Genomic DNA, 21,178 nt, shown 5'->3' on the forward strand with positions numbered 1-21,178 from the left:
AGTATCCACACTACCGAGTCCGGCAGAAAAGCCGCCTTCACCGATCCCCATATTTATCGCCTTGCCGGACGAATTCACGGAAAACGATCCACCGACGCCAAAGTAGCCACTCTGCGGACCAAGAGTAGCCATCAAGCAAGTTGTTCAGTTTGTCTCTAGAGGGGGTTTTACTATCGCAGGTCCACATCCATCCATCAGACAAACTTGCACCAACTGCTGCGGGTTGCGGGTACGGTGTAACGCTGCTTTTCCGACAAAAATATCGCCATAAACAGTAAATGTTGCCGACACAGAAAATACATAGGCATCAAATTGGAAAGCTGCGTAATCAGGCATGCGCTACGAGCCTGGAAATATGCGCACTTCGGGGCGGAACACCTCGTCGAGCACGCAGAGCGAATTTCGCATTCTGCACAAGTTCCGGCACAGAACGAAAAAGCCACCGGGTGATGGCCGGTGGCTTTCTGATGTAACGTGTTGATTTTAATGCTTTAAAAGTGGTCGGAATGGCGGGATTCGAACTCGCGACCTCTTGCACCCCTTGCACCCCTTGCACCCCATGCACCCAAAAAATCAAGATCAAGACATTGATTGGTCGGCATTTTCGGCTCGTATATTCTAATCAACGGAAGTGATTTCTTTACTCGCATACCCACGGTTTCCCCGTATCTTTCCCGCACTTTAGAACACATTCGAGCCCAAACAAGTCGATTCGCGCTTGTACGCTTGGTATATTCGCGAAAATCACTCAACCGACTCGCTATTGCCAATATGCAGCCCAAGAATGACGTACCCAAGATTCTCTATAAATATGCAAATGCGCATGTCGCCGAACTAGTCTGACCAATGGCACAATCCGATGGTCAGGCCCATCTCATATTAACGACATAACTGAATTCCAAAGGCAGCCACGGCTAAGTCCTTCTGCTGAGGAGTGCCGTACTTTATACCCATTGGCGATCGTAGAAATCGCTGAAAGAAGCAGAATTGTAGACGAGGAACTGCTTTCCAACACTAGCTCAGATTTGGTTAGCCAGACGCGCTCAGTAAATGGCGCATGGCCGATCCAGAGATGAGATTTTAGATATTGTTTGCAGGGAACTCAGTACAACTGCCTCACTTGAGGAACTGCTTCGGCCTACCGCTGAAAAACTGGCGAGCACTGCTCGTGTCTTGTGTCTTTCCTCAACAGCCGAGAGCAACACCATGTGGGGACACTATGCAGACTCACATCGCGGTCTAGTTTTGGGCTTTCGGCATTTACCCGATCAAGACACCCCCCTCCAAATGGCGCGACCGGTTACTTATTTACCTGAGTCCCCCAATGATTGGGTCATGTCTTGACCTGCTCCTTTATGGTAAGTCCCTTGACTTGCCGAGAGATATCCTTAACGCAATCTGCTACTCAAAACACCGCGAATGGGACGAGGAACGTGAGTGGCGCGTAACGACATTCGTAGACTATTCCGACCCTGCCTTTACTGACTTCGCTTTTCTTCCAGAGGAATTACATTCGATCACTCTCGGTCAACGCGCTACGGAAGAATCCGAAGCAATGGCAAAGGCTTTGATCTTGGCAAAATATCCCCACTGCTTGCTCAGGCGTGTGCATCATAGGCATGGCACAATCAGTATCAGGGACGTCGATGTATGAAGTCATTGCAAAAGCCAGATGACGGTACATATTCGTCGCAGCCCCATTTACTCGGTTGGCTTCTGCCTAGCTCGATTCCCATGCCAGAACCGAAACAGCAGAAGCTCACTCGCACACCATGCACTGAGTTGATGTACTGTGAATGCCAGTCGGAAAGCGGGGCTAAAATCACAACCTCAAACGCTCCCCTATCCGCATGGAGCCTGCGACCATCAGCACAGTTTCGCTAATGTGCCCCCGCAGCGCTTAGAAAACCTACCTCATTCAATCCCACGATTTATCACCACTCCCAAACCGGTCCGTCACTCAAGAGGTTAAAAAAAGCATCGCTCGCTGCTTTGCCACCACCTTGGGTGTAGGCCAGTAGCACTGCTACCGGTTTCGCTACAGCCATCTTAGGGCAATCTTTTAGATGAAATTTTTCAGGCGCATTGAGCGCATTCTTGCAATCGTCATTTTCTCCCAAGACTGCGAATGGGTCATAAAACAAGGCACGAAACACCCGATAATCCATCTCGCTTCCGCCAAATAATTCTGTTCGCATCGGCATACCTGCTCGACCCGAGATCTCCAGTGAGGCCTCCTCCGAAACGGCACCAACGGTGGCTAGCGGCGCCCCATTGACACTTAGGAGCGTCTGCGACAATTCCACTCCTAATGAAGGATTAGCTGCTAACACAATCGCAAGTCGCTTTCTTCCCTTAAAAAACTCGGCCGCGAAATACATGTCCTTGTATTGGTAACGGACGTACCGAAGTCCAGTTCCTTCAACGACATCATCTGAAATTGGCTCTCCAAGCAGTTCAACTAATTTTGCCGAAGGCGTACTAGGTGTAACTCGAGATAGCCCATTCTCAACGCGGTCATCCGCTGCAGCCTCCAGGGCCTGCATGTCGGGTGAGGCTACTTGTACACCTCTGCGCTGCAGGGCGATGGCCATCTGGACCTTCAAACAATCGCTGTAGGCTTTATAGAGATCTGGATTTCCATTCTGAGGCAGCTTTTCAGCTAACGCCCCAATTTGCGAGCTACTTACTTTGGTGCCAGCAGTGAGACCACCGAAGAATTTTTCCAGTGAAGCTTTAACCGTGCTTTCCGCTTCTGACGTCATACCTATCGCGCACAATTTAAGTACCTGATCCGCTTCTGAAGCTGCCAATGCAGCGCCCTCATTTGAAGGTTTATTGTCTATCCGAAAGTAAACCAGTAACCCAATTGCGATGATCAAAGCGCCTAAAACCAGGCTTATCGACACTAATTGTGTTTGGGTTATTTTCATACCCCCTCCATTGGTTAGGCACTCGCGTAAAGCACGCAACTAAATTTTCAAGTGAAACAGTTTCTCTAGGTAAGCGCCAGTTGCCCCTTTTTAATGAGGGACCCGTAAATGCGTGTGACTATGATGAACTGTCACTCGAAGACAGGCTCCGAAGGATTTGCTATTTGATTGATCTTGTTCGATACAAAAAGCCATAATGGGTCCACAAGATTGTGGTCGATAGATTGAAACGCTACACAGAGTCAAGCCGGGCGGCCGCTTCTGGCCGATGGCAATCTATTTGGTAAACTGCGTTCCCAATATCCCTCCAGAACGTGCATCGACTTCGCACTTACAACCCATAAAATTTCCAGCAATGAGAGGCTTCTCGAAAATAATTTTTGTAACCGGATCTGTCGCTTCGGCACCAATGCTTTCAACTTGTCAGACCAAAGCGCCGTCATCTCCATAAGCAAATAGATTGCGAGAGGGAACATCCGAAAGAAAACTCATATAGTCATGCAGAACAATAATGAGTCCTTCAATTTCTCGGGCGTCTGATACGGGAAAAACGAATTTTAGTAGCTCTTCCTTATATTTCACCCAATCGTTACCAAATCCCAGTTTCATTTCAAACCCTTCAACACGGCTGGCCGCTCATGGCCGGCAGTGGCCAATTTAGCACATTAGCCTGAAAGGCTGCTCAAGCCGAGAAGCACTCGTGGGCTGCCCAAATCACAGCCCGGATTGCTTCCTTTAACCGGGGTAGTCCAGATTGGTTATGCCTATATAGTCCGTCGTGCTCATCCGGTGGAATTGGTGCCCCCATCAACTGGTAAAGCTACAAAGTGGCACAGCCTGTGCCCTATCTCTGATGGGGAAGACAAAGCACGGAAACTCGCAAAAGAAATTTGGGATTTTAATCGTCAGCCAGCTGATGTTGGAGATATGCAGCGGCGCCTACGTGAGTAGAATGCAAACGAACTGGCGAAGCTGGCCAAATGCGCCCCAACACATCCTGAGCGTAAAAAAATGCATGACACCCGGAGCAATGATTTGCGCGTACTAACAGAAGTCTGTGCTGAGGGATTCCAGGCATTTGATACTGCACAGGTTGCGCCCTCCGATATCGCCTTATTTGTCGATCAGTGGGAAGGACGTCGAATGGCCGAAGTTTACCGTTCACACCTATCCAAGTTTTTCCAGTTGGCTTGCCGCAAAGGCTTTCGAAAAGGCAATCCAACACGTGAAGTAACATTAGAAAAATCGGAAACCAGAAAGGTCTACATGACGCATAAGCAGCCCATGCGGTACGAGCTGCTTTGCTCACTGGCGACGATGAGAAACGAACTCAAGCCAGCATGATGGTGCACTACTACGTCGACCTGTGCTAACTGCTCTATCAGCGCACCACCGAAATTCGGCTTTTAAAGTGGACCGACATCAGCAGTGCGGGCATTCGATTCAAGGCAACCAAAACAGAAAAAAGCAGTGGCGCTGAAGTAATGGTACCAATGACACCAGCAATTGAATCCGTGCTGACGCGTGCAAAAGCTGCCACCAAAGTGGAAAGCGTCTACGTGATCAGTACCAAGCACGGCAAACCATATGACGCGTCCGGCTTAAGAACCTCATGGCGTCGCGCATGCATCCGGTCAGGTAACGAAGGATTGATTCTTAAAGACCTGCGGCCTAAGGCGATTACCGATGCTCATCAGGCAGGATACGAGCGAAAGCAGCTTGCTATTGGCGCAGCCCATGCCGATGAGCAAATGACCGAACGCTACATGAGGATCCGGGAGACGCCGACTAGCGAGGTGATCATGGCGCTGCCACCGACGGAGTGAAAACGAGGAGTATTAAAACATGTTCTAATATTTTTCTAACTTCGAGGGGAGAATGCAAAACGCCGAATCAGCTAAGCAACTGATTCGGCGTTCTTTTTTATGGTCGGAATGGCGGGATTCGAACTCGCGACCCCTTGCACCCCATGCAAGTGCGCTACCAGGCTGCGCTACATTCCGAGAGAGACGCGATTATAGACCAGCTTTGTCGGGCCTGCCTAGCATCCCCCCTCATTTTTTCACTGCGCGGTTGATAAGCAATTGAATTGAGTAGCAATCCCGGCAAAGCCTGCGCTGGTCTCGGCGCAAGCATAATCACAGCGCCACACCTGCATGCCGGCGCTAACCCGCCCCGCCCGCGCCAGGCTCACAATAAAAACGCCGGCTCAGGCTATCAACCTGATCCGGCGTTTTGATTTGCTTCAGCGCATTACGCGTCCGGGGGCTTATTCATCCAGCCAATCCAGCAGCGCTTGCAGCCCTTCGCGCATCGATGCGGCGGGGCTGGCGGCTTCTTCTCCGGCGTGAGCCAGTTGGTTGCGCGCGCCACTGATGGTGAAACCTTGCTCGTACAACAGCGAGCGGATCCGTCGCACCAACAGCACTTCGTGGTGCTGGTAATAACGACGGTTACCGCGGCGTTTGACGGGTTTGAGCTGGGTGAATTCCTGTTCCCAGTAGCGCAGAACGTGGGGCTTTACGCCGCACAGTTCGCTCACTTCACCAATGGTGAAGTAGCGCTTGGCAGGAATTGGCGGCAGTTCACTGGTTGAAATGACGTTGCTGCTGTTTTGCATAGTGCAGTTCTACTAGCCCTTTCAGTTTCTGACTGGCATGGAAGGTGACTACACGGCGAGCGGAGATCGGAATCTCTTCCCCGGTTTTAGGATTGCGGCCCGGGCGTTGCGGTTTGTCGCGCAACTGGAAATTGCCAAAACCTGACAGTTTGACGGTGTCGCCTTCTTCGAGCGAGGCACGGATTTCTTCGAAGAATGCTTCGACCATATCCTTGGCTTCGCGCTTGTTCAGGCCAACCTTGTCAAACAGCAAATCGGCGAGGTCTGCTTTGGTAAGCGTCATTGTTGTTATCTCATTACGATACGACTTGGCGTCGGTGCTACTGGGTAAGCTCATGCTCGTAGTGTGGCGCCATGCGCTGCAGCGGCTGCGATCAGCGCGGCCACGGTAGCGTCGACTTCCTCATCAGTAAGAGTTTTGTGAGTATCTTGCATCAACACCTTGAAAGCAAGGCTCTTTCTGCCTTCAGGCACGCCTTTGCCACGGTAGATATCAAACAGCTCGATGGCAGTGACCAAAGGCTGATTGGCTGCGGCAAAAGCAGCTTGCAACTCACCCAGCGTCAGCGATTCTTCGGCCAGCAAGGCCAGATCACGACGCACCGCTTGTTGTTTTGACACGGCGCTGGCCTTGACTGGCTGCACGGACAGCAACGCTGCCACATCCAGCTCAAACACGACGGGCGACGTGCCCAGTTCATAGCTCTGGGTAAACTGCGGATGCAGTTCACCCAACCAGCCGATTACCTTGCCGTCCAGCACCACCTCGGCGCTGCGGCCGGGGTGCAATGCGGGATGGCTGGCGCGGCGGAAGGTGGCCACGCGCGGTGCGATCAGCGCTTCGACATCGGCTTTGACGTCAAAGAAATCGACCGCCACATCGCTCAGCCCCCATTGTTCCGGCTCGCGGCTGCCCCAAGCCAGGCCACCGATGCGCTCAGGTTGCGCCTCGGCGGTCACGCCATGGAACACACGCGCCAGTTCAAACAGGCGTACCCGTTCGGCTTTACGGTTCTGATTGTATTTGAGCGCGCTGACCAGGCCGCCCAGCAAGGACGAGCGCATCACGCTCATCTGGCTGGCGATCGGGTTGATCAGCTTGATGGGATCAGCATTGTGGGCCAGTTCGGTTTCCCACTTCTGTTCGACAAACGCGTAATTGATGCTTTCCTGGTAACCACTGCCGACCAGGATTTGCTTGAGCGCAAACTTGTTCCGCGCATTGCCGGGCTGCGGCAGCATGGCGATGCGGCTGGCGGCCGGGCGCGACGGGATGTTGTCATAGCCAAACACGCGCGCCACTTCTTCGATCAGATCTTCTTCAATCTGCATATCGAAGCGGAAGCTGGGCGGTTGCACTGTGATGACATCGCCATCCAGTTGCGCATCCAGACTCAGGCGCTGCAACAGCAGAAGCACGTCGGCACCGCTCAGATCCAGACCCAGCACCCGCTTAACGCGAGAAACACGCAGGGTCAGCGCAGGGCGCGCCGGCAGTTGGTCAGCGACGACGGTCTCGACCACCGGGCCAGCCGCGCCGCCGCAGATTTCCAGCAGCAGTTGCGTAGCGCGTTCAAGGCCAGCACGGGTGTGACCAAAGTCGACGCCGCGTTCATAGCGGTGGCTGGCTTCGGACGAGAACCCCAGGCGACGCGCCTTGCCCGCCACAGCCGCGGGGCTGAAGAAGGCGGATTCGAGGAAGATATCGCGGCTTTCGTTGTCGATTTCGCTATTAGCGCCGCCCATGATGCCACCCAGCGCGACCGGCTTAACCCCGTCGGTGATGACCAGCATATCGGCGTCGAGCGCAAGTTCTTTGCCATTCAGCAAGGTCAGCGCTTCGCCCGCTTTAGCCAGACGCACCACGATATCGCCGCCCAGTTTGTTGGCGTCAAACGCGTGCAACGGTTGGCCTTGTTCGATCATCACGTAGTTGGTGATATCGACCACCGCGCTGATGCTGCGGATGCCCGAGCGCGCCAGGCGTTGCTTCATCCATTCCGGCGTCGGCGCAGTGCGGTCGATGCCACGGATGATGCGGCCGGTGTACAACGGGCACGCTTCCGGCGCTTCCAGCTTGATCGTCAACGCATCGGCGATGGTTGCAGCCACCGGCGTCGGCACGATGGCGTCTTGCGCCACGCCGGTCAGCGCCGAGACTTCACGCGCGATACCGCGGATCGACAGGCAATCAGCACGGTTCGGGGTCAGCTTCAGCGTCAGCAGGGTGTCGTCGAGGTTCAGATAGTCGCGAATCGACTGGCCCACGGGCGCGTCGTCCGGCAGGATCAACAGGCCATCGGCGTCTTCAGCAATGCCCAGCTCTTTGGCCGAGCACAGCATGCCGCTCGATTCCACACCACGGACCTTCGCCAGTTTGATCTTGAAATCGCCCGGCAGGTCAGCGCCAACGCGAGCGCACGGCACACGAATGCCGGGGCGCACATTAGGCGCACCGCAGACAATCTGCACCGGGGCCGCTTCGCCGACGTTCACCGAGCAAACGTTCAGGCGATCCGCGTTTTCGTGGCGCGTTACGGTCAGCACTTCGGCGACGATCACATCGGTAAATGCGGGGGCGGCAGGCTCGGCTTCTTCTACTTCAAGGCCAGCCATGGTCAGCAGATGCGCCAGTTCTTCTGACGCCAGCGCGGGATTGGCCCAGCTGCGCAGCCATTGTTCAGAGAATTTCATGTCAGGAGCCCAGGCTTATTTGAATTGCTGCAGAAACGCGAGATCGTTCTCGAAGAACAGGCGCAAATCGTTGACGCCGTAATACAGCATCGCAAACCGATCCAGGCCAAAGCCAAAGGCAAAGCCGGTGTAGACCTCAGGGTCGATGCCGACGTTACGCAGCACATTGGGGTGCACCATGCCGCAACCGCCAATCTCCAGCCAGCCACGTTCACCCAGCACATCGACTTCGGCCGACGGTTCGGTAAACGGAAAGAAAGAAGGACGGAAGCGCACTTGCAGATCGTCGCGCTCAAAGAAATTACGCAGCCAGTCGGTGATAACGGCTTTGAGATCGGCAAACGATACGCCCTCTTCCACCCACAGGCCTTCCATCTGATGGAACATCGGCGAGTGCGTGGCATCCGAATCGACACGGTACACGCGGCCCGGCGCGACGATCTTGATCGGCGGCTTGTGGTCGAGCATGTAACGCACCTGGATTGGCGAGGTGTGCGTGCGCAGCACCAGCGGTTCGCCATTGGCGCCGCCATCCACGTAGAACGTATCCTGCATGGCGCGCGCAGGATGATCTTTGGGGATATTCAGTGCTTCAAAATTGTGGAAATCGTTTTCGATTTCGGGGCCGTCAGCCACGGTAAAACCGAGCGAGGCGAACAGCGCTTCGATGCGTTGCTGCACCAGCGTAACCGGATGCAGGCCGCCCGTGCCGCGATTGCGACCAGGCAGTGTGATATCGAGTGCTTCGGCGGCCAGTTGGCGCGCCAGTTTTTCCTGGGCCAAGGCTTCGCGACGGGCATTGAGCGTGGCTTCAAATGCCTGACGGGCCTGGTTAACCGTGGCGCCGAAGGTTTTCTTTTCTTCGTGCGGCAGGCTGCCCAATTGCTTCAGCAAAGCGGTGATTGCACCCTCTTTGCCGACATATTTAGCTTTTACGTTTTCCAGCGCGGGCGCTTCACTGGTTGCATTCAGTTCAGCGAGACCTTGCTCGAGGAGGGCTTGTACGTCCATATCGAAATGTCGCGCGTATCGCGCGCTCCTGCCTGGAATTCTGCCGTCGTCCCGGGTGGGCACGACAATAAAAAAGGAGGGCCGGGAAGCCCCCCTTGTATTGCTCATCAACATGTCATCGCGCGGTCTGACGACCGCGCTGACGATCATGCTCAAGCAGCGAGGCTAGCCTTGGCTTGTTCAACAAAGGCGGCAAATGCCGGCTTGTCAAACACGGCCAGATCGGCCAGAACCTTGCGGTCAACCTCAATGCCGGCCTTCTTCAGACCGTTCATGAACTTGCTGTAGGCCAGGCCCAGTTCACGCGAAGCTGCGTTGATACGAGCAATCCACAGTTGACGGAACTGACGCTTCCTTTGACGACGGTCACGATATGCATACTGACCAGCCTTCATTACCGCTTGCTTGGCAATGCGGTATACGTTCTTGCGACGGCCGCGATAGCCTTTGGCAAGGGCCAGTACTTTCTTGTGACGAGCGCGGGCTGTTACACCACGTTTAACGCGAGGCATAGATAATCTCCTTGGTTAGCCGTAGGGCAACATTGCACGAACGCTGGCCATGTTGGTCGGGTGGACCATGCAGGTGCCGCGCAGTTGGCGCTTGTTCTTGGTGGTTTTCTTGGTCAGGATGTGGCGCTTGAACGCTTTGCTGCGCTTGACACCACCACCGCCGAGTACTTTCAGGCGCTTTTTAGCGCCACTCTTGGTTTTCATCTTGGGCATGTATATGCACTCCAATGATGTTTAGATTCGGCAACAGGCGCCTTCTTGCGAAGGACTTTGGGCCCGCCACCACGCTTTTGTTGCGGCTGCTGGTTCTGACTGACCATCGCTGGCCCGACAGAACATAAACGGGAGCAGCCGCGCCCCCGTTGTTTGCTGCACCCTGCAGCCCGAAGGCCGCACGGTTACTTATTTTTTCTTTGGCGCCAGCATCATGATCATCTGGCGGCCTTCCAGCTTGGGGTATTGCTCAACGATGGCGATTTCGCCAAGGTCAGCTTCCACCCGCTTGAGCTGGGCCATACCGATTTCCTGGTGGGCCATTTCGCGCCCGCGGAACCGGAGGGTAATCTTGGCCTTGTCGCCATCGTTCAAGAAACGGATCAGGTTCTTAAGCTTTACCTGATAGTCGTTCTCGTCCGTGCCCGGCCGGAATTTGACTTCCTTAACCTGAATCTGCTTCTGCTTCAGCTTGGCCGCGTGATCTTTCTTGGACTTTTCGTACTTGTACTTGCCGTAATCCATGATGCGGCACACCGGTGGCGTCGCATTGGGGGCAATCTCGACCAGGTCCAGTTCGGCTTCTTCTGCCTTGGACAACGCGTCGTACAGACTCACCACGCCCAGTTGTTCGCCTTGGGCATCCTGCAAGCGGACTTCGCGAGCGGTAATCTCGCCGTTGATCCGCGGCTCCTTGTCTTGAGCAGCTATCTTGATTCTCCAGTCAGTCAAATGCAAAGCCGTGCGAACGGCTTGGTGTAATCCGTTACAGCAGTTCGGGTTTCAGCCGTTCCAGCAAGGCCTCTACCGTCATCTGCCCCAGATCTTCACCACTGCGGCTACGCACGGCCACCAGACCTGCAGCTTTTTCTTTGTCGCCCACAATGAGTTGGTACGGCAAGCGCTGCAAGCTATGTTCGCGGATTTTATAGGTTATTTTCTCGTTCCTCAAGTCTGATTGCACCCGAAGGCCAGCGGCCTTCAGCTTTTGGGCTACTTCAGCCACGTAATCAGCCTGAGCTTCAGAGATATTCATGATCACCAACTGCGTCGGCGCAAGCCACAACGGGAACGAGCCGGCAAAGTTTTCGATCAGGATCCCAAGGAAACGCTCCATCGAACCGACGATAGCCCGGTGCAGCATGATGGGGCGCTGACGGCTGTTATCTTCGGCCACGTATTCAGGGCCCAGCCGCTCCGGCAGCACAAAGTCGAGCTGCAGCGTACCGCATTGCCACGAACGGCCAATGGCGTCCTTGATGTGATATTCCACTTTGGGACCATAGAAAGCGCCCTCACCCGGCAGTTCTTCCCATTCCACGCCGCAAGCACGCAGCGCGTCGCGCATGCCGTTCTCGGCGTTATCCCAGCCTTCGTCGCTACCGGCACGCTTGTCCGGGCGCAGCGATAGCTTGATGGAGACATCGGTAAAGCCCATGTCGTCGTACACGCTCATGGCCAGCTGGTGGAAGGCAATTGCTTCCGAAATAAACTGATCAGGCGTACAGAAGATATGCGCGTCATCTTGCGTAAAGCCACGCACGCGCATCAAACCATGCAGCGAACCGGACGGCTCGTTACGGTGGCACGCGCCAAACTCGGCCAGGCGCAGCGGCAAATCGCGGTACGAACGCAGATCACTATTAAAGATCTGGACGTGACCCGGGCAGTTCATCGGCTTGACGGCGTAGACGCGCTTTTCCGATTCCGTGATGAACATATTGTCGTGGTAGTTCTCCCAGTGACCCGAGCGCTCCCACAACACGCGATCCATCATTTGCGGCGTGCGCACTTCCTGGTAGCCGGCTACGCCAAGGCGACGGCGCATGTATTGCTCCACCGATTGCCACAGCTGCCAGCCCTTGGGATGCCAGAACACCATGCCCGGCGCTTCTTCCTGCATATGGAACAAGTCCAGCGCCTTGCCGATCTTGCGGTGATCGCGCTTCTCGGCTTCTTCCAGCCGATGCAGATAAGCTTCGAGATCTTCTTTCTTTGCCCACGCCGTGCCGTACACACGCGTCAGCATTTCGTTCTTGCTGTCGCCGCGCCAGTAGGCGCCAGCCACCTTCATCAGCTTGAATACCTTGAGCTTGCCCGTCGACGGCACGTGCGGGCCACGGCACAAGTCGGTGAAATCGCCTTCGCGATACAGGCTCAACGTCTGGTCAGCCGGGATCGATTCGATGATCTCGGCTTTGTATTTTTCGCCTATGCCTTTGAAATACGCCACGGCTTCGTCGCGCGACAATTCGTAGCGCTCCACCGGGATGTCCTGCTTGGCCAGCTCGGCCATTTTCTTTTCGATGGCGGCCAGATCTTCCGGCGTAAACGGGCGCGAGTAGCTGAAATCGTAATAGAAGCCGTCGTCGATTACCGGGCCGATGGTGACTTGCGCGTCCGGAAACAGCGACTTGACGGCATAGGCCAGCAAGTGGGCCGTGGAGTGGCGGATGACATCAAGGCCATCAGCGTCTTTGTCGGTCACGATGGCCAGGCTGGCATCGTGGTCGATTACAAAGCTGGTATCGACCAGCTTGCCGTCAACCTTGCCGGCCAGCGCAGCCCGCGCCAGGCCCGCGCCAATGCTGGCGGCTACGCCATGCACGCTGATCGGGGAATCGAATTCACGTTTAGAGCCATCGGGAAGCGTAATCGCAATCATGGTGTTTGCCTTCTTACCGGGCCGCGCCACTCTGGGCATGCTGGCCGCAATTTTATCGATCAGGATTTTTTGCCGACCCGGCTATCACCGTGGTGATCAACGCTCAGGGCGTAGGGGCAAAAAAAAAGTGCGGGCAGCAGCCGCACTTTTTTATACAAGACCAAGCCAAGCACGGCTACCGCGTTCAGTTAACACCGGTAGTCGTGGTAGTTCGGAACATGGCTTGATCTTCCTTTTTCATCAAATTCTGTTGGTAGGCACGATTGGACTCGAACCAACGACCCCCACCATGTCAAGGTGGTGCTCTAACCAGCTGAGCTACGTGCCTGTCGAAGAACGGCGATATTAGCGACTTCGCCCGTGACTGGCAAGCCCTGTCCTACAAAAAATGTAGAAGTATTTGCATACGCCCTGCCCCGCAACTACATCAGCTGGCGCTGCAGGCCAAAAAAAACGCCACCGGTTGGTAGCGTTTTTTTCGACAGATCAAAGCTCTATTACATGCCGGGCTTGCGCCAGAAGTAGCGCCAGACAAAGCCAGGCCACGCCAGCACGATAAACAAGGCGATCGTTCCGGCATAAAACCACCAGTGCTGCACTTGTACCGTACCTACTCGCGCCTCCAGCACGCGCGAGATGCCCAGCACCAGCGCGTACAGGATGGCCAGCTCCAGCAACTGCCAGCCCGCGTGTTTACGCAACCTGGCGGGGGGCACCAGCAGCAGCACCCGGTCTGACAGAAACGGAATATTGGCCGCCACAACGGCCAATATGCACAACAGAACGACTTCGAGCATGCGGTCCTTACATCTGCATGATGGAGCGCGTGATGGCGGCGGTGACCAGATACATCAGGCGGTCCGGCATCAGGCCCAGCACCAGCAGCAACAGGCAGTTAACGCTGAGAATGGCGCGGGCATCCAGGCCAGCGACGATAGGATGGGTATCTTCGGCGTCATCGAAGTACATGACCTTGACCACGCGCAAGTAATAGAAACCACCGATCAGCGACATCAGCACGCCAAACACGGCCAGCCAGGTCAGGCCCATGCTCACGACGGCCTTCAGCACCGCCAGCTTGGCAAAGAAGCCAACAAAAACCGGCACACCCGCCATCGAGAACATCACGATCAGCATCATGAAGGCAAACCACGGGCTGCGTTGGTTCAGGCCTTTGTAGTCGTCAATGCGATCGGCTTCAAAACCGGCGCGCGACATCAGCATGATCAAGCCGAAACCCGCTGCGCTGGTCAGCAGATAGGTAATCGAATAGAAGAATGCCGCGCCATAGCCGTACGGATTGCCGACCATGATGCCCAGCAATACAAAACCCATATGCGAGATGGCCGAGAAGGCAAACATGCGCTTGATATTGGTTTGTGCGATCGCCGTGATGTTACCCAGAGCCAGCGACAGCACCGCCATCAGCATCAGCATCTGGCCCCAGTCCGGGGTAAAGCCCTGCAGGGCTTCTGCCAGGATGCGCAGGATGAAAACAAACGCAGCCACCTTGGACGAGGTACCAATCATTTGCGCCACCGGGGTCGGTGCGCCTTGGTACACGTCCGGCATCCACATATGGAACGGCACTGCGCCCAGCTTGAAGCCGATACCCACCACGATAAACACCAGGCCGAACACGCTCAGCACGCGGTTGGCGCCACCGGCACCGATGTTATGCGCAATGGTCAGCACATCCAGGCTTTGCGTCGCGCCGTACACCATCGACATGCCGTACAGCAGCAGGCCGGAAGCCAGCGCGCCCAGCACAAAATACTTCATCGACGCTTCGGACGATTGCACGTTGTCGCGGTTCAGTGCGATCAGTGCATACATGGCCAGCGATTGCAGTTCCAGGCCCACGTACAGGGTCACGAAGTTCATGGCGGATGCCATCACCATCATGCCCAGCAGCGAGAACAGGCTCAGCGTAAATAACTCGCCACGGAACAAGCCGCGCGCTTCGGCATAGCTGCGGCCGTAGATAAACACCAGCGCCGCGCCCAACACCATGGCCAGCTTGGCCACGCCAGCCAGCGGGTCTTGCACAAACATGCCGCTGAAGGCCAGCTGCGCCGGTTGCGCCAGGCCGTTGACCAGCAGACAGGCCGTGACAGCCAGGGCGCCCAAGGTCAGCAGATAAGTGACGTGCCGCTTGGCATCGCTAACAAACAGATCGATCAGCAGGATGGCGCAAACCGCGATCAGGAGAAAAATCTCCGGTGTTGCCGCACCTGCATTCAGACTGGTCCAGGTCATGCTCTAAACCCTTTTATATTCATTGCTTGTGATTGCTTCGGTTACTGCGGCAGCTTGCTTTGCGCCACGTGCCAGATCAGATCGTTAACAGAGAAGTGCATCAGATCGGTAAAGGGCTTCGGATACAGACCCATACCCAGCACGGTGATGGCCAGAATCACCAACACCAGCAGTTCCCGCTTGTTCACGTCTTTCAGTTCTTCCACGTGGTGATTGGCAACTTCGCCGAAGATCACGCGTTTGTACATCCACAAGGTATAAGCAGCGCCAAAGATCAGCGTGGTGCCGGCAAAGAAGGCGTACCAGAAATTAACCTGCACTGCGCCCAACACCACAAAGAACTCGCCCACAAAGCCCGACGTCGCCGGCAGACCCGAATTGGCCATCGCAAACAGCATCATGAAGCTGGCGAAGATCGGCATCTTGTTCACCACGCCGCCGTAATCAGCAATCTTGCGGCTATGCACGCGGTCGTACATGACGCCGATGCAGAAGAACATCGCGGCGGACACAAAGCCGTGCGAAATCATCTGTACCAACGCGCCTTCAACCGCAAACTGGTTCATGTTGCCGTCGGCAGTAAACATGAAGAAGCCCAGCGTGACAAAACCCATGTGCGAGATCGACGAATAAGCCACCAGCTTTTTCATATCGGTCTGCACCAGCGCCACCATACCCACGTACACCACGGCGACCAGCGAGAACAGGATGAACACCCAGGCGTAGTGACGGCAAGCATCCGGCACGATAGGCAGGGCAAACCGCAGGAAACCGTAGGCGCCCAGCTTCAGGGTAATGGCAGCCAGCACCATGGAACCGCCGGTAGGCGCTTCTACGTGGGCATCAGGCAACCAGGTGTGCACCGGCCACATCGGCACTTTGACGCCAAACGCAAAGAAGAACGCAATCAGCAGCAGACCTTGCGCGGTCATGCCCAGCGGCAGGCGGGCAAAGTCGGCAATGGCAAACGAGCCATTGGCCTGAAAGTACAGATAGATAAACGAGACCAGCGTCAGCAGCGAGCCCAGAAACGTGTACAGAAAGAACTTGATCGATGCATACACACGGCGCGGGCCGCCCCAGATACCGATGATCAGGTACATCGGGATCAGCATGGCTTCAAAGAACACGTAGAACAGGATGGCATCCTGCGCCACAAACGCGCCATTGATCAGGCCCGACATGACCAGGAAGGCCGCCATGTATTGCGCGACGCGTTTCTGGATTACGGTCCAGCCCGCAATCACCACCATCAGCGTGGTAAAGCTGTTCAGGATGACGAACCACACCGACAGACCATCCACGCCCAGCGAGTAGTTGATGCTGAATGTTTCGATCCACGGCTTGAGTTCTACAAACTGCATGCCGCTGCTGTAGTGATCAAAGCCTGTGTACAGCGGAATGGTGACCGCAAAGCCTAGCAAGGCGCCAATTACAGCCAGCACGCGAGCCATCGGTGCGTTCTTGTCGCTCCCGGTGGCCAGCACGATCAGGCCAGCCGCGATCGGTACCCAGATCGCTAAGCTCAGAAGATTACCCGTCATAGTCTACCTGCTTGTTTTTTAATTACTTGAACCCGTCTCAGTGGGCAAATGCCACACCACCCAGCCACAGCGTCATCAGCACCAGCGCACCCAGAATCATCGAGAACGCGTAGTGATAGATGTAGCCGGTCTGCAGACGGCGGGTCAGGAACGAGAAGGCCTGAACCACTCGGGCAGCGCCATTCACCACCAGACCGTCAATCAGCAATGCGTCACCCACCTTCCACAGCACAGTACCAATGGCACGGCCGGCGGCGGCAAACACGTTGATGTACAGAAAGTCCATGTAGTACTTGTTTTCGAGCAGCTTGGTCACGCCGATCGAGCTAAAGAATTTGCCAACGATAGTGGGCAGTTCGGGCTTGACGATATAGAACACATACGACAGCACCACACCGGCCAGGGCCAGCCACACCGGCAAACCGGCGAAGGCATGTAAGCCCATTTCAACCGCGCCGCCAAATTCGTGCGCCAGCTCTTCCATGGCCGGGTGCGCTTCGCTGTTAACGAAGATCACGCCCTTGAAAAAGTCACCGAACAGCATCGGCTTGATGGCAAAGAAACCAATCAACGCAGACGGGATGGCCAGCAGAATCAGCGGCAGCGTGACCACCCACGGCGATTCGTGCGGCTTGTCATTCGGGCCAAGGCCGTGATGATGTTCGTCGTGGTCATCGCCATGGTCATCGCCATGGTCAGCGTGGTCGTCATCAGCGTGCGCGCCGTGTGCGGCGGTGGCGTGATGCGCATCAGCATGTGCATGGTGCGGCTTGGCTTCCATCCAGCGCGACTTGCCATGGAACACCAGGAAGTACATGCGGAAGGAGTAGAACGCGGTAACGAACACGCCCGCTACCACCGCAAAGTAGGCAAAGTGCGCGCCCGGCAGATGCGAAGTGGAAACCGCGTCGATGATCGAATCTTTCGAGTAGAAGCCCGAGAAGAACGGCGTGCCGATCAGGGCCAGCGAACCAATCAACGAGGTAATCCAGGTAATCGGCATGAACTTGCGCAGGCCGCCCATATTGCGGATGTCCTGGTCATGGTGCATGCCCATGATCACCGAGCCCGCGCCAAGGAACAGCAGCGCTTTAAAGAACGCATGCGTCATCAGATGGAACACGGCCACCGAATAAGCCGACACACCCAGCGCCACAGTCATGTAACCGAGCTGCGACAGCGTCGAGTACGCCACCACGCGCTTGATGTCGTCCTGGATGATGCCGAGGAAACCCATGAACAGCGCGGTAATCGAGCCGATCACCAGAATGAAGTTCAGCGCGGTGTCCGACAGCTCGAACAGCGGCGACATACGCGTCACCATAAAGATGCCGGCCGTCACCATGGTTGCGGCGTGGATCAGTGCAGAAATCGGGGTCGGGCCTTCCATCGAATCGGGCAGCCACACATGCAGCGGAAACTGTGCCGACTTACCCATCGCGCCAACAAACAGCAGGATACAAGTGAGCGACAACAGCGACCACGGATGACCGGTAAAGATGGTGATGGTGGCGTCTTTCAGTTCCGGCGCCTTGGCAAACACGGCGGCGTAGTCGAGCGAACCAAAGTGGCCCAGCACCAGACCGATGCCCAGCAGAAAGCCGAAGTCACCGACGCGGTTAACCAGAAACGCCTTCAGGTTGGCAAACGTCGCAGTCGGGCGCTTGAACCAGAAACCGATCAGCAGGTAAGACACCAGACCCACTGCTTCCCAACCAAAGAACAGCTGCACAAAGTTGTTGCTCATCACCAGCATCAGCATGGAGAAGGTAAACAACGAGATGTAGCTGAAGAAGCGGTTGTAGCCCGGATCTTCCTGCATGTAGCCGATGGTGTAGATGTGCACCATCAGCGACACGAAGGTCACCACGCACATCATCATTGCGGTCAGCTTGTCCACCAGGAAACCGACGTTGAAGTCGATGCCATTGATGGTCAGCCAGTTATAAACCGGCTCGTTGTAGCTGGCGCCACCATTGATGAGGTAGTTGAGCGTATAGGCCGACAAGGCAAACGCCACGGCCACACCGGCGATGGTGACACTGTGTGCCACACGACGGCTGATCGCCCAACCGAACAGACCTGCGACCAGCGCACCGAACAACGGCGCCAGTGGAATCAGCAGGTAGATTGTTTTCATATCCATTATTGTTACCCGAATATCTGACGTTGCTTGTTCGTTAGCCCTTCAGGCTGCCCAGGTCTTCGACGTTGATCGAGCGCAAGTTACGGAACAGCACGACCAGAATTGCCAGACCGATCGCCGATTCAGCAGCGGCCACAGTCAGGATGAAGAAGACGAATACCTGCCCGGAGGCGTTTCCCAGAAACTGCGAGAAAGCGACGAAGTTCATGTTGACCGCCAGCAGCATCAATTCGATGGCCATCAGCAACACGATCAGGTTTTTACGGTTAACAAAGATACCGAACACGGAGATCGCAAACAGGATCGCCGAGAGCACAAGGTAATGAGTCAGTGTCAGCACGGTGCGCTCCCCATCACGCTTTCGGTTGTTCTTCGACGACCTCGCCCACAGTGGGGCGGGCCTCGGCAGCCATCTTGACTATCCGCACGCGATCTTCGCGCTTGGTAGCAATCTGAACAGCCGGGTTGATGTACTTGGTGTTCTTGCGTTTGCGGATGGTCAGGGCAATCGCAGCGATCATCCCCACCAGCAGCAGCGCGGCGGACAACTGGAACGGCAAGAAGTACTGGGTATAGATCAGATAGCCCAGCGCCTTGGCGTTGTTGTAGCCCGCGGCTTGTTCCGGCAAACCACCCACCGTTACTTCGGCAGCGCGGCTATGCAGGATCAGCCCCATTTCCACGGCCATGATCACAGCCACGGTGACGGCCAGCGGCACATGTTTCCAGAAGCCTTTGCGCAACTCTTCAAAGTTGACGTCCAGCATCATCACCACAAACAGGAACAGCACCATTACCGCGCCGACATAGATCAGCACCAGCGCCACGGCCAGGAATTCGGCCTTCATCAGCATCCACAGGCAAGCGCCGGAGAAGAACGCCAGCATCAGGAACAGTGCGGCATGCACAGGGTTCTTGGCGGTGATGGTGGCCAGACCGGCCCCCAGCAGCACCACCGCAAACACATAAAAGAGAACTACGGTTGTCATGACGATCCCTTGTCGATCAGCGGTATTTGGCGTCGGCGGCTTTACGCTCGGCGATTTCGCTTTCGTACTTGTCACCTACCGCCAGCAACATCGGCTTGGTGTAGTACAGATCGCCGCGTTTTTCGCCGTGGTATTCAAGAATGTGCGTCTCGACGATGGCATCGACCGGACAGGCTTCTTCGCAGAAACCGCAGAAAATGCACTTGGTCAGATCGATGTCGTAGCGCGTGGTACGGCGGGTGCCGTCGTCACGCACGTCAGATTCAATCGTAATGGCCATAGCCGGGCAAACCGCTTCACACAATTTGCAGGCAATGCAGCGCTCTTCGCCATTGGCGTAGCGCCGTTGCGCATGCAGACCGCGAAACCGCGGGCTGTACGGGGTCTTTTCTTCCGGAAACTGCACGGTAATCTTGCGCTGGAAGAAGTAGCGACCCGTCAGCATCAAGCCCTTGACGAGCTCGACCAGCAGGAACGTTTTGAAAAAATGGTTGATTCTATCCATGTCTCTATATCCTCTACTTCTTACTTCCAGAGCGAGAACGAAGTCTGCATCCAGGCGCCGACCAGCACGATCCAGACCAGGGTAACCGGGATGAAGATTTTCCAGCCCAGACGCATCAACTGGTCATAGCGATAGCGCGGGAAGGTTGCCCGGGCCCACAAGAAGAAGAACAACATGAACGCGACCTTGAGGAACCACCAGATAAAGCTGGGGGCGCCCAGGAACGGGATGCTGGCCGGGAACGGCGACAACCAGCCGCCGAGGAACATGACCGACGACATGGCGCTGATCAAAATCATGTTCATGTATTCGGCCAGGAAGAACAGCGCAAAGCTCATGCCCGAATATTCGATCATGTGGCCGGCCACGATTTCCGATTCGCCTTCAGTCACATCGAACGGCGCGCGGTTGGTTTCCGCCAGACCGGCAATAAAGTAGACGACGAACAGCGGCAGCAGCGGCAACCAGTTCCACGAGAACACCGAGCCACCGGCAATACCATGACCTTGCTGCATCACGATTTCGCTGATGTTCAGGCTGCCCGACACCATCATCACACCGACCAGCGCAAAGCCCATGGCCAGCTCATACGACACCACCTGCGCGGCGGCGCGCATCGCACCCAGAAACGCGTATTTGGAGTTGGACGCCCAGCCGGCGATGATGATGCCGTACACGCCCAGCGAGGTAATCGCCATCACGTACAGCAAACCCACGTTGACATCGGCCAGCACCACGCCCGGAAAGAACGGCATCACGGCCCAGGCGGCCAGCGCCGGCATCAGCACCAGAATCGGCGCAATAAAGAACAGCGCTTTGCTGGCAGCGGACGGTGCAATGATTTCCTTCAGCAGCAGCTTCAACACGTCGGCAAACGGTTGCAGCAAACCAAAGAAACCCACCCGGTTCGGGCCGATGCGGATCTGCATGTAGCCGATGACTTTACGCTCAGCGTAGGTCATGTAGGCCACACCCAGAATCAGCGGCACCATGATCACAACGATCTTGATGATCGCGTAAATCACCATCCCGAGGATGTTGTAGTGGAGGAAATCCATTAATTGTTTGAATAGATCCAGCATTCTCG

Annotated in this window: 21 protein-coding genes and 2 tRNA genes; 2 read left to right on the plus strand and 21 right to left on the minus strand. The window is 55.7% G+C overall.

The window, feature by feature from the left end:
• Window positions 1-144: 144 nt before the first annotated feature.
• The 3 genes from ACYQ1A_RS13845 to ACYQ1A_RS13855 all read right to left on the minus strand — a co-directional run bounded on the left by ACYQ1A_RS13845 (window position 145) and on the right by ACYQ1A_RS13855 (window position 3,542).
• Entirely contained in the window at window positions 145-336 is a 192-nt protein-coding gene (locus tag ACYQ1A_RS13845; protein WP_499362878.1) for a hypothetical protein, read from the minus strand.
• Window positions 337-1,934: 1,598 nt separating this feature from the next.
• On the minus strand, window positions 1,935-2,933 hold the full coding sequence (locus tag ACYQ1A_RS13850) for a hypothetical protein (RefSeq protein ID WP_499362880.1): 999 nt from the start codon (window positions 2,931-2,933) through the stop codon (window positions 1,935-1,937).
• Between the two features lie 423 nt (window positions 2,934-3,356).
• Window positions 3,357-3,542, minus strand: a complete 186-nt coding sequence (locus ACYQ1A_RS13855; RefSeq protein ID WP_499362882.1) for a hypothetical protein — start codon at window positions 3,540-3,542, stop codon at window positions 3,357-3,359.
• Between the two features lie 402 nt (window positions 3,543-3,944).
• Between ACYQ1A_RS13855 and ACYQ1A_RS13860 the strand changes: the two genes are divergently transcribed.
• Together ACYQ1A_RS13860 and ACYQ1A_RS13865 are read left to right on the plus strand one after the other, a co-directional pair.
• Entirely contained in the window at window positions 3,945-4,277 is a 333-nt protein-coding gene (locus ACYQ1A_RS13860; RefSeq protein WP_499362884.1) for a hypothetical protein, read from the plus strand.
• 29 nt (window positions 4,278-4,306) lie between these two features.
• Window positions 4,307-4,759, plus strand: a complete 453-nt coding sequence (locus tag ACYQ1A_RS13865) for a tyrosine-type recombinase/integrase (RefSeq protein WP_499363029.1) — start codon at window positions 4,307-4,309, stop codon at window positions 4,757-4,759.
• Between the two features lie 100 nt (window positions 4,760-4,859).
• On the opposite strand, the gene ACYQ1A_RS13870 is transcribed toward ACYQ1A_RS13865, so the two are convergent.
• The 18 genes from ACYQ1A_RS13870 to nuoH form a co-directional block, all read right to left on the minus strand.
• Window positions 4,860-4,936 (minus strand) — tRNA-Pro (locus ACYQ1A_RS13870).
• Window positions 4,937-5,202: 266 nt separating this feature from the next.
• A complete protein-coding gene (locus ACYQ1A_RS13875; RefSeq protein ID WP_053936352.1) occupies window positions 5,203-5,553 on the minus strand; it encodes a MerR family transcriptional regulator in 351 nt (116 codons plus the stop codon).
• Window positions 5,519-5,836 (minus strand): integration host factor subunit alpha, encoded by a 318-nt coding sequence (locus tag ACYQ1A_RS13880; RefSeq protein ID WP_053936351.1) that lies wholly within the window; start codon window positions 5,834-5,836, stop codon window positions 5,519-5,521. The genes ACYQ1A_RS13875 and ACYQ1A_RS13880 overlap by 35 nt, the downstream gene beginning before the upstream one ends.
• Window positions 5,837-5,886: 50 nt before the next feature.
• Window positions 5,887-8,247, minus strand: coding sequence for a phenylalanine--tRNA ligase subunit beta (pheT, locus tag ACYQ1A_RS13885; protein WP_499362887.1), 2,361 nt, complete (start codon window positions 8,245-8,247; stop codon window positions 5,887-5,889).
• A 15-nt stretch (window positions 8,248-8,262) separates the two neighbouring features.
• On the minus strand, window positions 8,263-9,258 hold the full coding sequence (gene pheS, locus ACYQ1A_RS13890; RefSeq protein WP_499362889.1) for a phenylalanine--tRNA ligase subunit alpha: 996 nt from the start codon (window positions 9,256-9,258) through the stop codon (window positions 8,263-8,265).
• A gap of 152 nt (window positions 9,259-9,410) precedes the next feature.
• Window positions 9,411-9,770 (minus strand): 50S ribosomal protein L20, encoded by a 360-nt coding sequence (gene rplT / locus ACYQ1A_RS13895; protein WP_053936348.1) that lies wholly within the window; start codon window positions 9,768-9,770, stop codon window positions 9,411-9,413.
• A 15-nt stretch (window positions 9,771-9,785) separates the two neighbouring features.
• A complete protein-coding gene (rpmI, locus tag ACYQ1A_RS13900; protein WP_053936347.1) occupies window positions 9,786-9,983 on the minus strand; it encodes a 50S ribosomal protein L35 in 198 nt (65 codons plus the stop codon).
• 189 nt (window positions 9,984-10,172) lie between these two features.
• Window positions 10,173-10,715 carry a translation initiation factor IF-3 gene (gene infC, locus ACYQ1A_RS13905; RefSeq protein ID WP_444541697.1) on the minus strand — a complete coding sequence of 181 codons (543 nt, stop codon included), beginning with the start codon at window positions 10,713-10,715 and terminating at the stop codon, window positions 10,173-10,175.
• Between the two features lie 34 nt (window positions 10,716-10,749).
• The gene (gene thrS / locus ACYQ1A_RS13910) at window positions 10,750-12,648 is read right to left on the minus strand and encodes a threonine--tRNA ligase (RefSeq protein ID WP_499362892.1); all 1,899 of its coding nucleotides are present in this window, start codon (window positions 12,646-12,648) and stop codon (window positions 10,750-10,752) included.
• A 251-nt stretch (window positions 12,649-12,899) separates the two neighbouring features.
• Window positions 12,900-12,976: transfer RNA gene (locus tag ACYQ1A_RS13915), tRNA-Val, on the minus strand.
• Window positions 12,977-13,145: 169 nt separating this feature from the next.
• Window positions 13,146-13,445, minus strand: a complete 300-nt coding sequence (locus ACYQ1A_RS13920) for a DUF2818 family protein (protein WP_062221448.1) — start codon at window positions 13,443-13,445, stop codon at window positions 13,146-13,148.
• A 7-nt stretch (window positions 13,446-13,452) separates the two neighbouring features.
• Complete coding sequence (gene nuoN / locus ACYQ1A_RS13925) at window positions 13,453-14,907, minus strand: NADH-quinone oxidoreductase subunit NuoN (protein WP_499362894.1); 1,455 nt, start codon at window positions 14,905-14,907, stop codon at window positions 13,453-13,455.
• A 41-nt stretch (window positions 14,908-14,948) separates the two neighbouring features.
• Window positions 14,949-16,451, minus strand: a complete 1,503-nt coding sequence (locus ACYQ1A_RS13930; protein ID WP_062221450.1) for an NADH-quinone oxidoreductase subunit M — start codon at window positions 16,449-16,451, stop codon at window positions 14,949-14,951.
• A 37-nt stretch (window positions 16,452-16,488) separates the two neighbouring features.
• Window positions 16,489-18,597, minus strand: coding sequence for an NADH-quinone oxidoreductase subunit L (gene nuoL, locus ACYQ1A_RS13935; protein ID WP_499362896.1), 2,109 nt, complete (start codon window positions 18,595-18,597; stop codon window positions 16,489-16,491).
• Between the two features lie 34 nt (window positions 18,598-18,631).
• Window positions 18,632-18,937: an NADH-quinone oxidoreductase subunit NuoK gene (gene nuoK, locus ACYQ1A_RS13940; protein ID WP_053936342.1), complete on the minus strand. Its 306-nt coding sequence runs from the start codon at window positions 18,935-18,937 to the stop codon at window positions 18,632-18,634.
• Between the two features lie 13 nt (window positions 18,938-18,950).
• Window positions 18,951-19,586: an NADH-quinone oxidoreductase subunit J gene (locus ACYQ1A_RS13945; RefSeq protein ID WP_499362898.1), complete on the minus strand. Its 636-nt coding sequence runs from the start codon at window positions 19,584-19,586 to the stop codon at window positions 18,951-18,953.
• A 16-nt stretch (window positions 19,587-19,602) separates the two neighbouring features.
• Window positions 19,603-20,091, minus strand: coding sequence for an NADH-quinone oxidoreductase subunit NuoI (nuoI, locus tag ACYQ1A_RS13950; RefSeq protein WP_053936340.1), 489 nt, complete (start codon window positions 20,089-20,091; stop codon window positions 19,603-19,605).
• A 20-nt stretch (window positions 20,092-20,111) separates the two neighbouring features.
• Window positions 20,112-21,173 carry an NADH-quinone oxidoreductase subunit NuoH gene (nuoH, locus tag ACYQ1A_RS13955; RefSeq protein ID WP_499362901.1) on the minus strand — a complete coding sequence of 354 codons (1,062 nt, stop codon included), beginning with the start codon at window positions 21,171-21,173 and terminating at the stop codon, window positions 20,112-20,114.
• Window positions 21,174-21,178: the final 5 nt, after the last annotated feature.

It is taken from the genome of Silvimonas sp. JCM 19000, from assembly GCF_054652575.1.

Excerpts from the sequence above, each read along its gene's own strand:
- ACYQ1A_RS13845 (WP_499362878.1), bottom strand. The coding sequence starts at position 336 with ATGCCTGATTACGCAGCTTTCCAATTTGATGCCTATGTATTTTCTGTG.
- ACYQ1A_RS13850 (WP_499362880.1), bottom strand. The coding sequence starts at position 2,933 with ATGAAAATAACCCAAACACAATTAGTGTCGATAAGCCTGGTTTTAGGC.
- ACYQ1A_RS13855 (WP_499362882.1), bottom strand. The coding sequence starts at position 3,542 with ATGAAACTGGGATTTGGTAACGATTGGGTGAAATATAAGGAAGAGCTA.
- ACYQ1A_RS13860 (WP_499362884.1), top strand. The coding sequence starts at position 3,945 with ATGCATGACACCCGGAGCAATGATTTGCGCGTACTAACAGAAGTCTGT.
- ACYQ1A_RS13875 (WP_053936352.1), bottom strand. The coding sequence starts at position 5,553 with ATGCAAAACAGCAGCAACGTCATTTCAACCAGTGAACTGCCGCCAATT.
- ACYQ1A_RS13880 (WP_053936351.1), bottom strand. The coding sequence starts at position 5,836 with ATGACGCTTACCAAAGCAGACCTCGCCGATTTGCTGTTTGACAAGGTT.
- pheT (WP_499362887.1), bottom strand. The coding sequence starts at position 8,247 with ATGAAATTCTCTGAACAATGGCTGCGCAGCTGGGCCAATCCCGCGCTG.
- pheS (WP_499362889.1), bottom strand. The coding sequence starts at position 9,258 with ATGGACGTACAAGCCCTCCTCGAGCAAGGTCTCGCTGAACTGAATGCA.
- rplT (WP_053936348.1), bottom strand. The coding sequence starts at position 9,770 with ATGCCTCGCGTTAAACGTGGTGTAACAGCCCGCGCTCGTCACAAGAAA.
- rpmI (WP_053936347.1), bottom strand. The coding sequence starts at position 9,983 with ATGCCCAAGATGAAAACCAAGAGTGGCGCTAAAAAGCGCCTGAAAGTA.
- thrS (WP_499362892.1), bottom strand. The coding sequence starts at position 12,648 with ATGATTGCGATTACGCTTCCCGATGGCTCTAAACGTGAATTCGATTCC.
- ACYQ1A_RS13920 (WP_062221448.1), bottom strand. The coding sequence starts at position 13,445 with ATGCTCGAAGTCGTTCTGTTGTGCATATTGGCCGTTGTGGCGGCCAAT.
- nuoN (WP_499362894.1), bottom strand. The coding sequence starts at position 14,907 with ATGACCTGGACCAGTCTGAATGCAGGTGCGGCAACACCGGAGATTTTT.
- ACYQ1A_RS13930 (WP_062221450.1), bottom strand. The coding sequence starts at position 16,451 with ATGACGGGTAATCTTCTGAGCTTAGCGATCTGGGTACCGATCGCGGCT.
- nuoL (WP_499362896.1), bottom strand. The coding sequence starts at position 18,597 with ATGGATATGAAAACAATCTACCTGCTGATTCCACTGGCGCCGTTGTTC.
- ACYQ1A_RS13945 (WP_499362898.1), bottom strand. The coding sequence starts at position 19,586 with ATGACAACCGTAGTTCTCTTTTATGTGTTTGCGGTGGTGCTGCTGGGG.
- nuoI (WP_053936340.1), bottom strand. The coding sequence starts at position 20,091 with ATGGATAGAATCAACCATTTTTTCAAAACGTTCCTGCTGGTCGAGCTC.
- nuoH (WP_499362901.1), bottom strand. The coding sequence starts at position 21,173 with ATGCTGGATCTATTCAAACAATTAATGGATTTCCTCCACTACAACATC.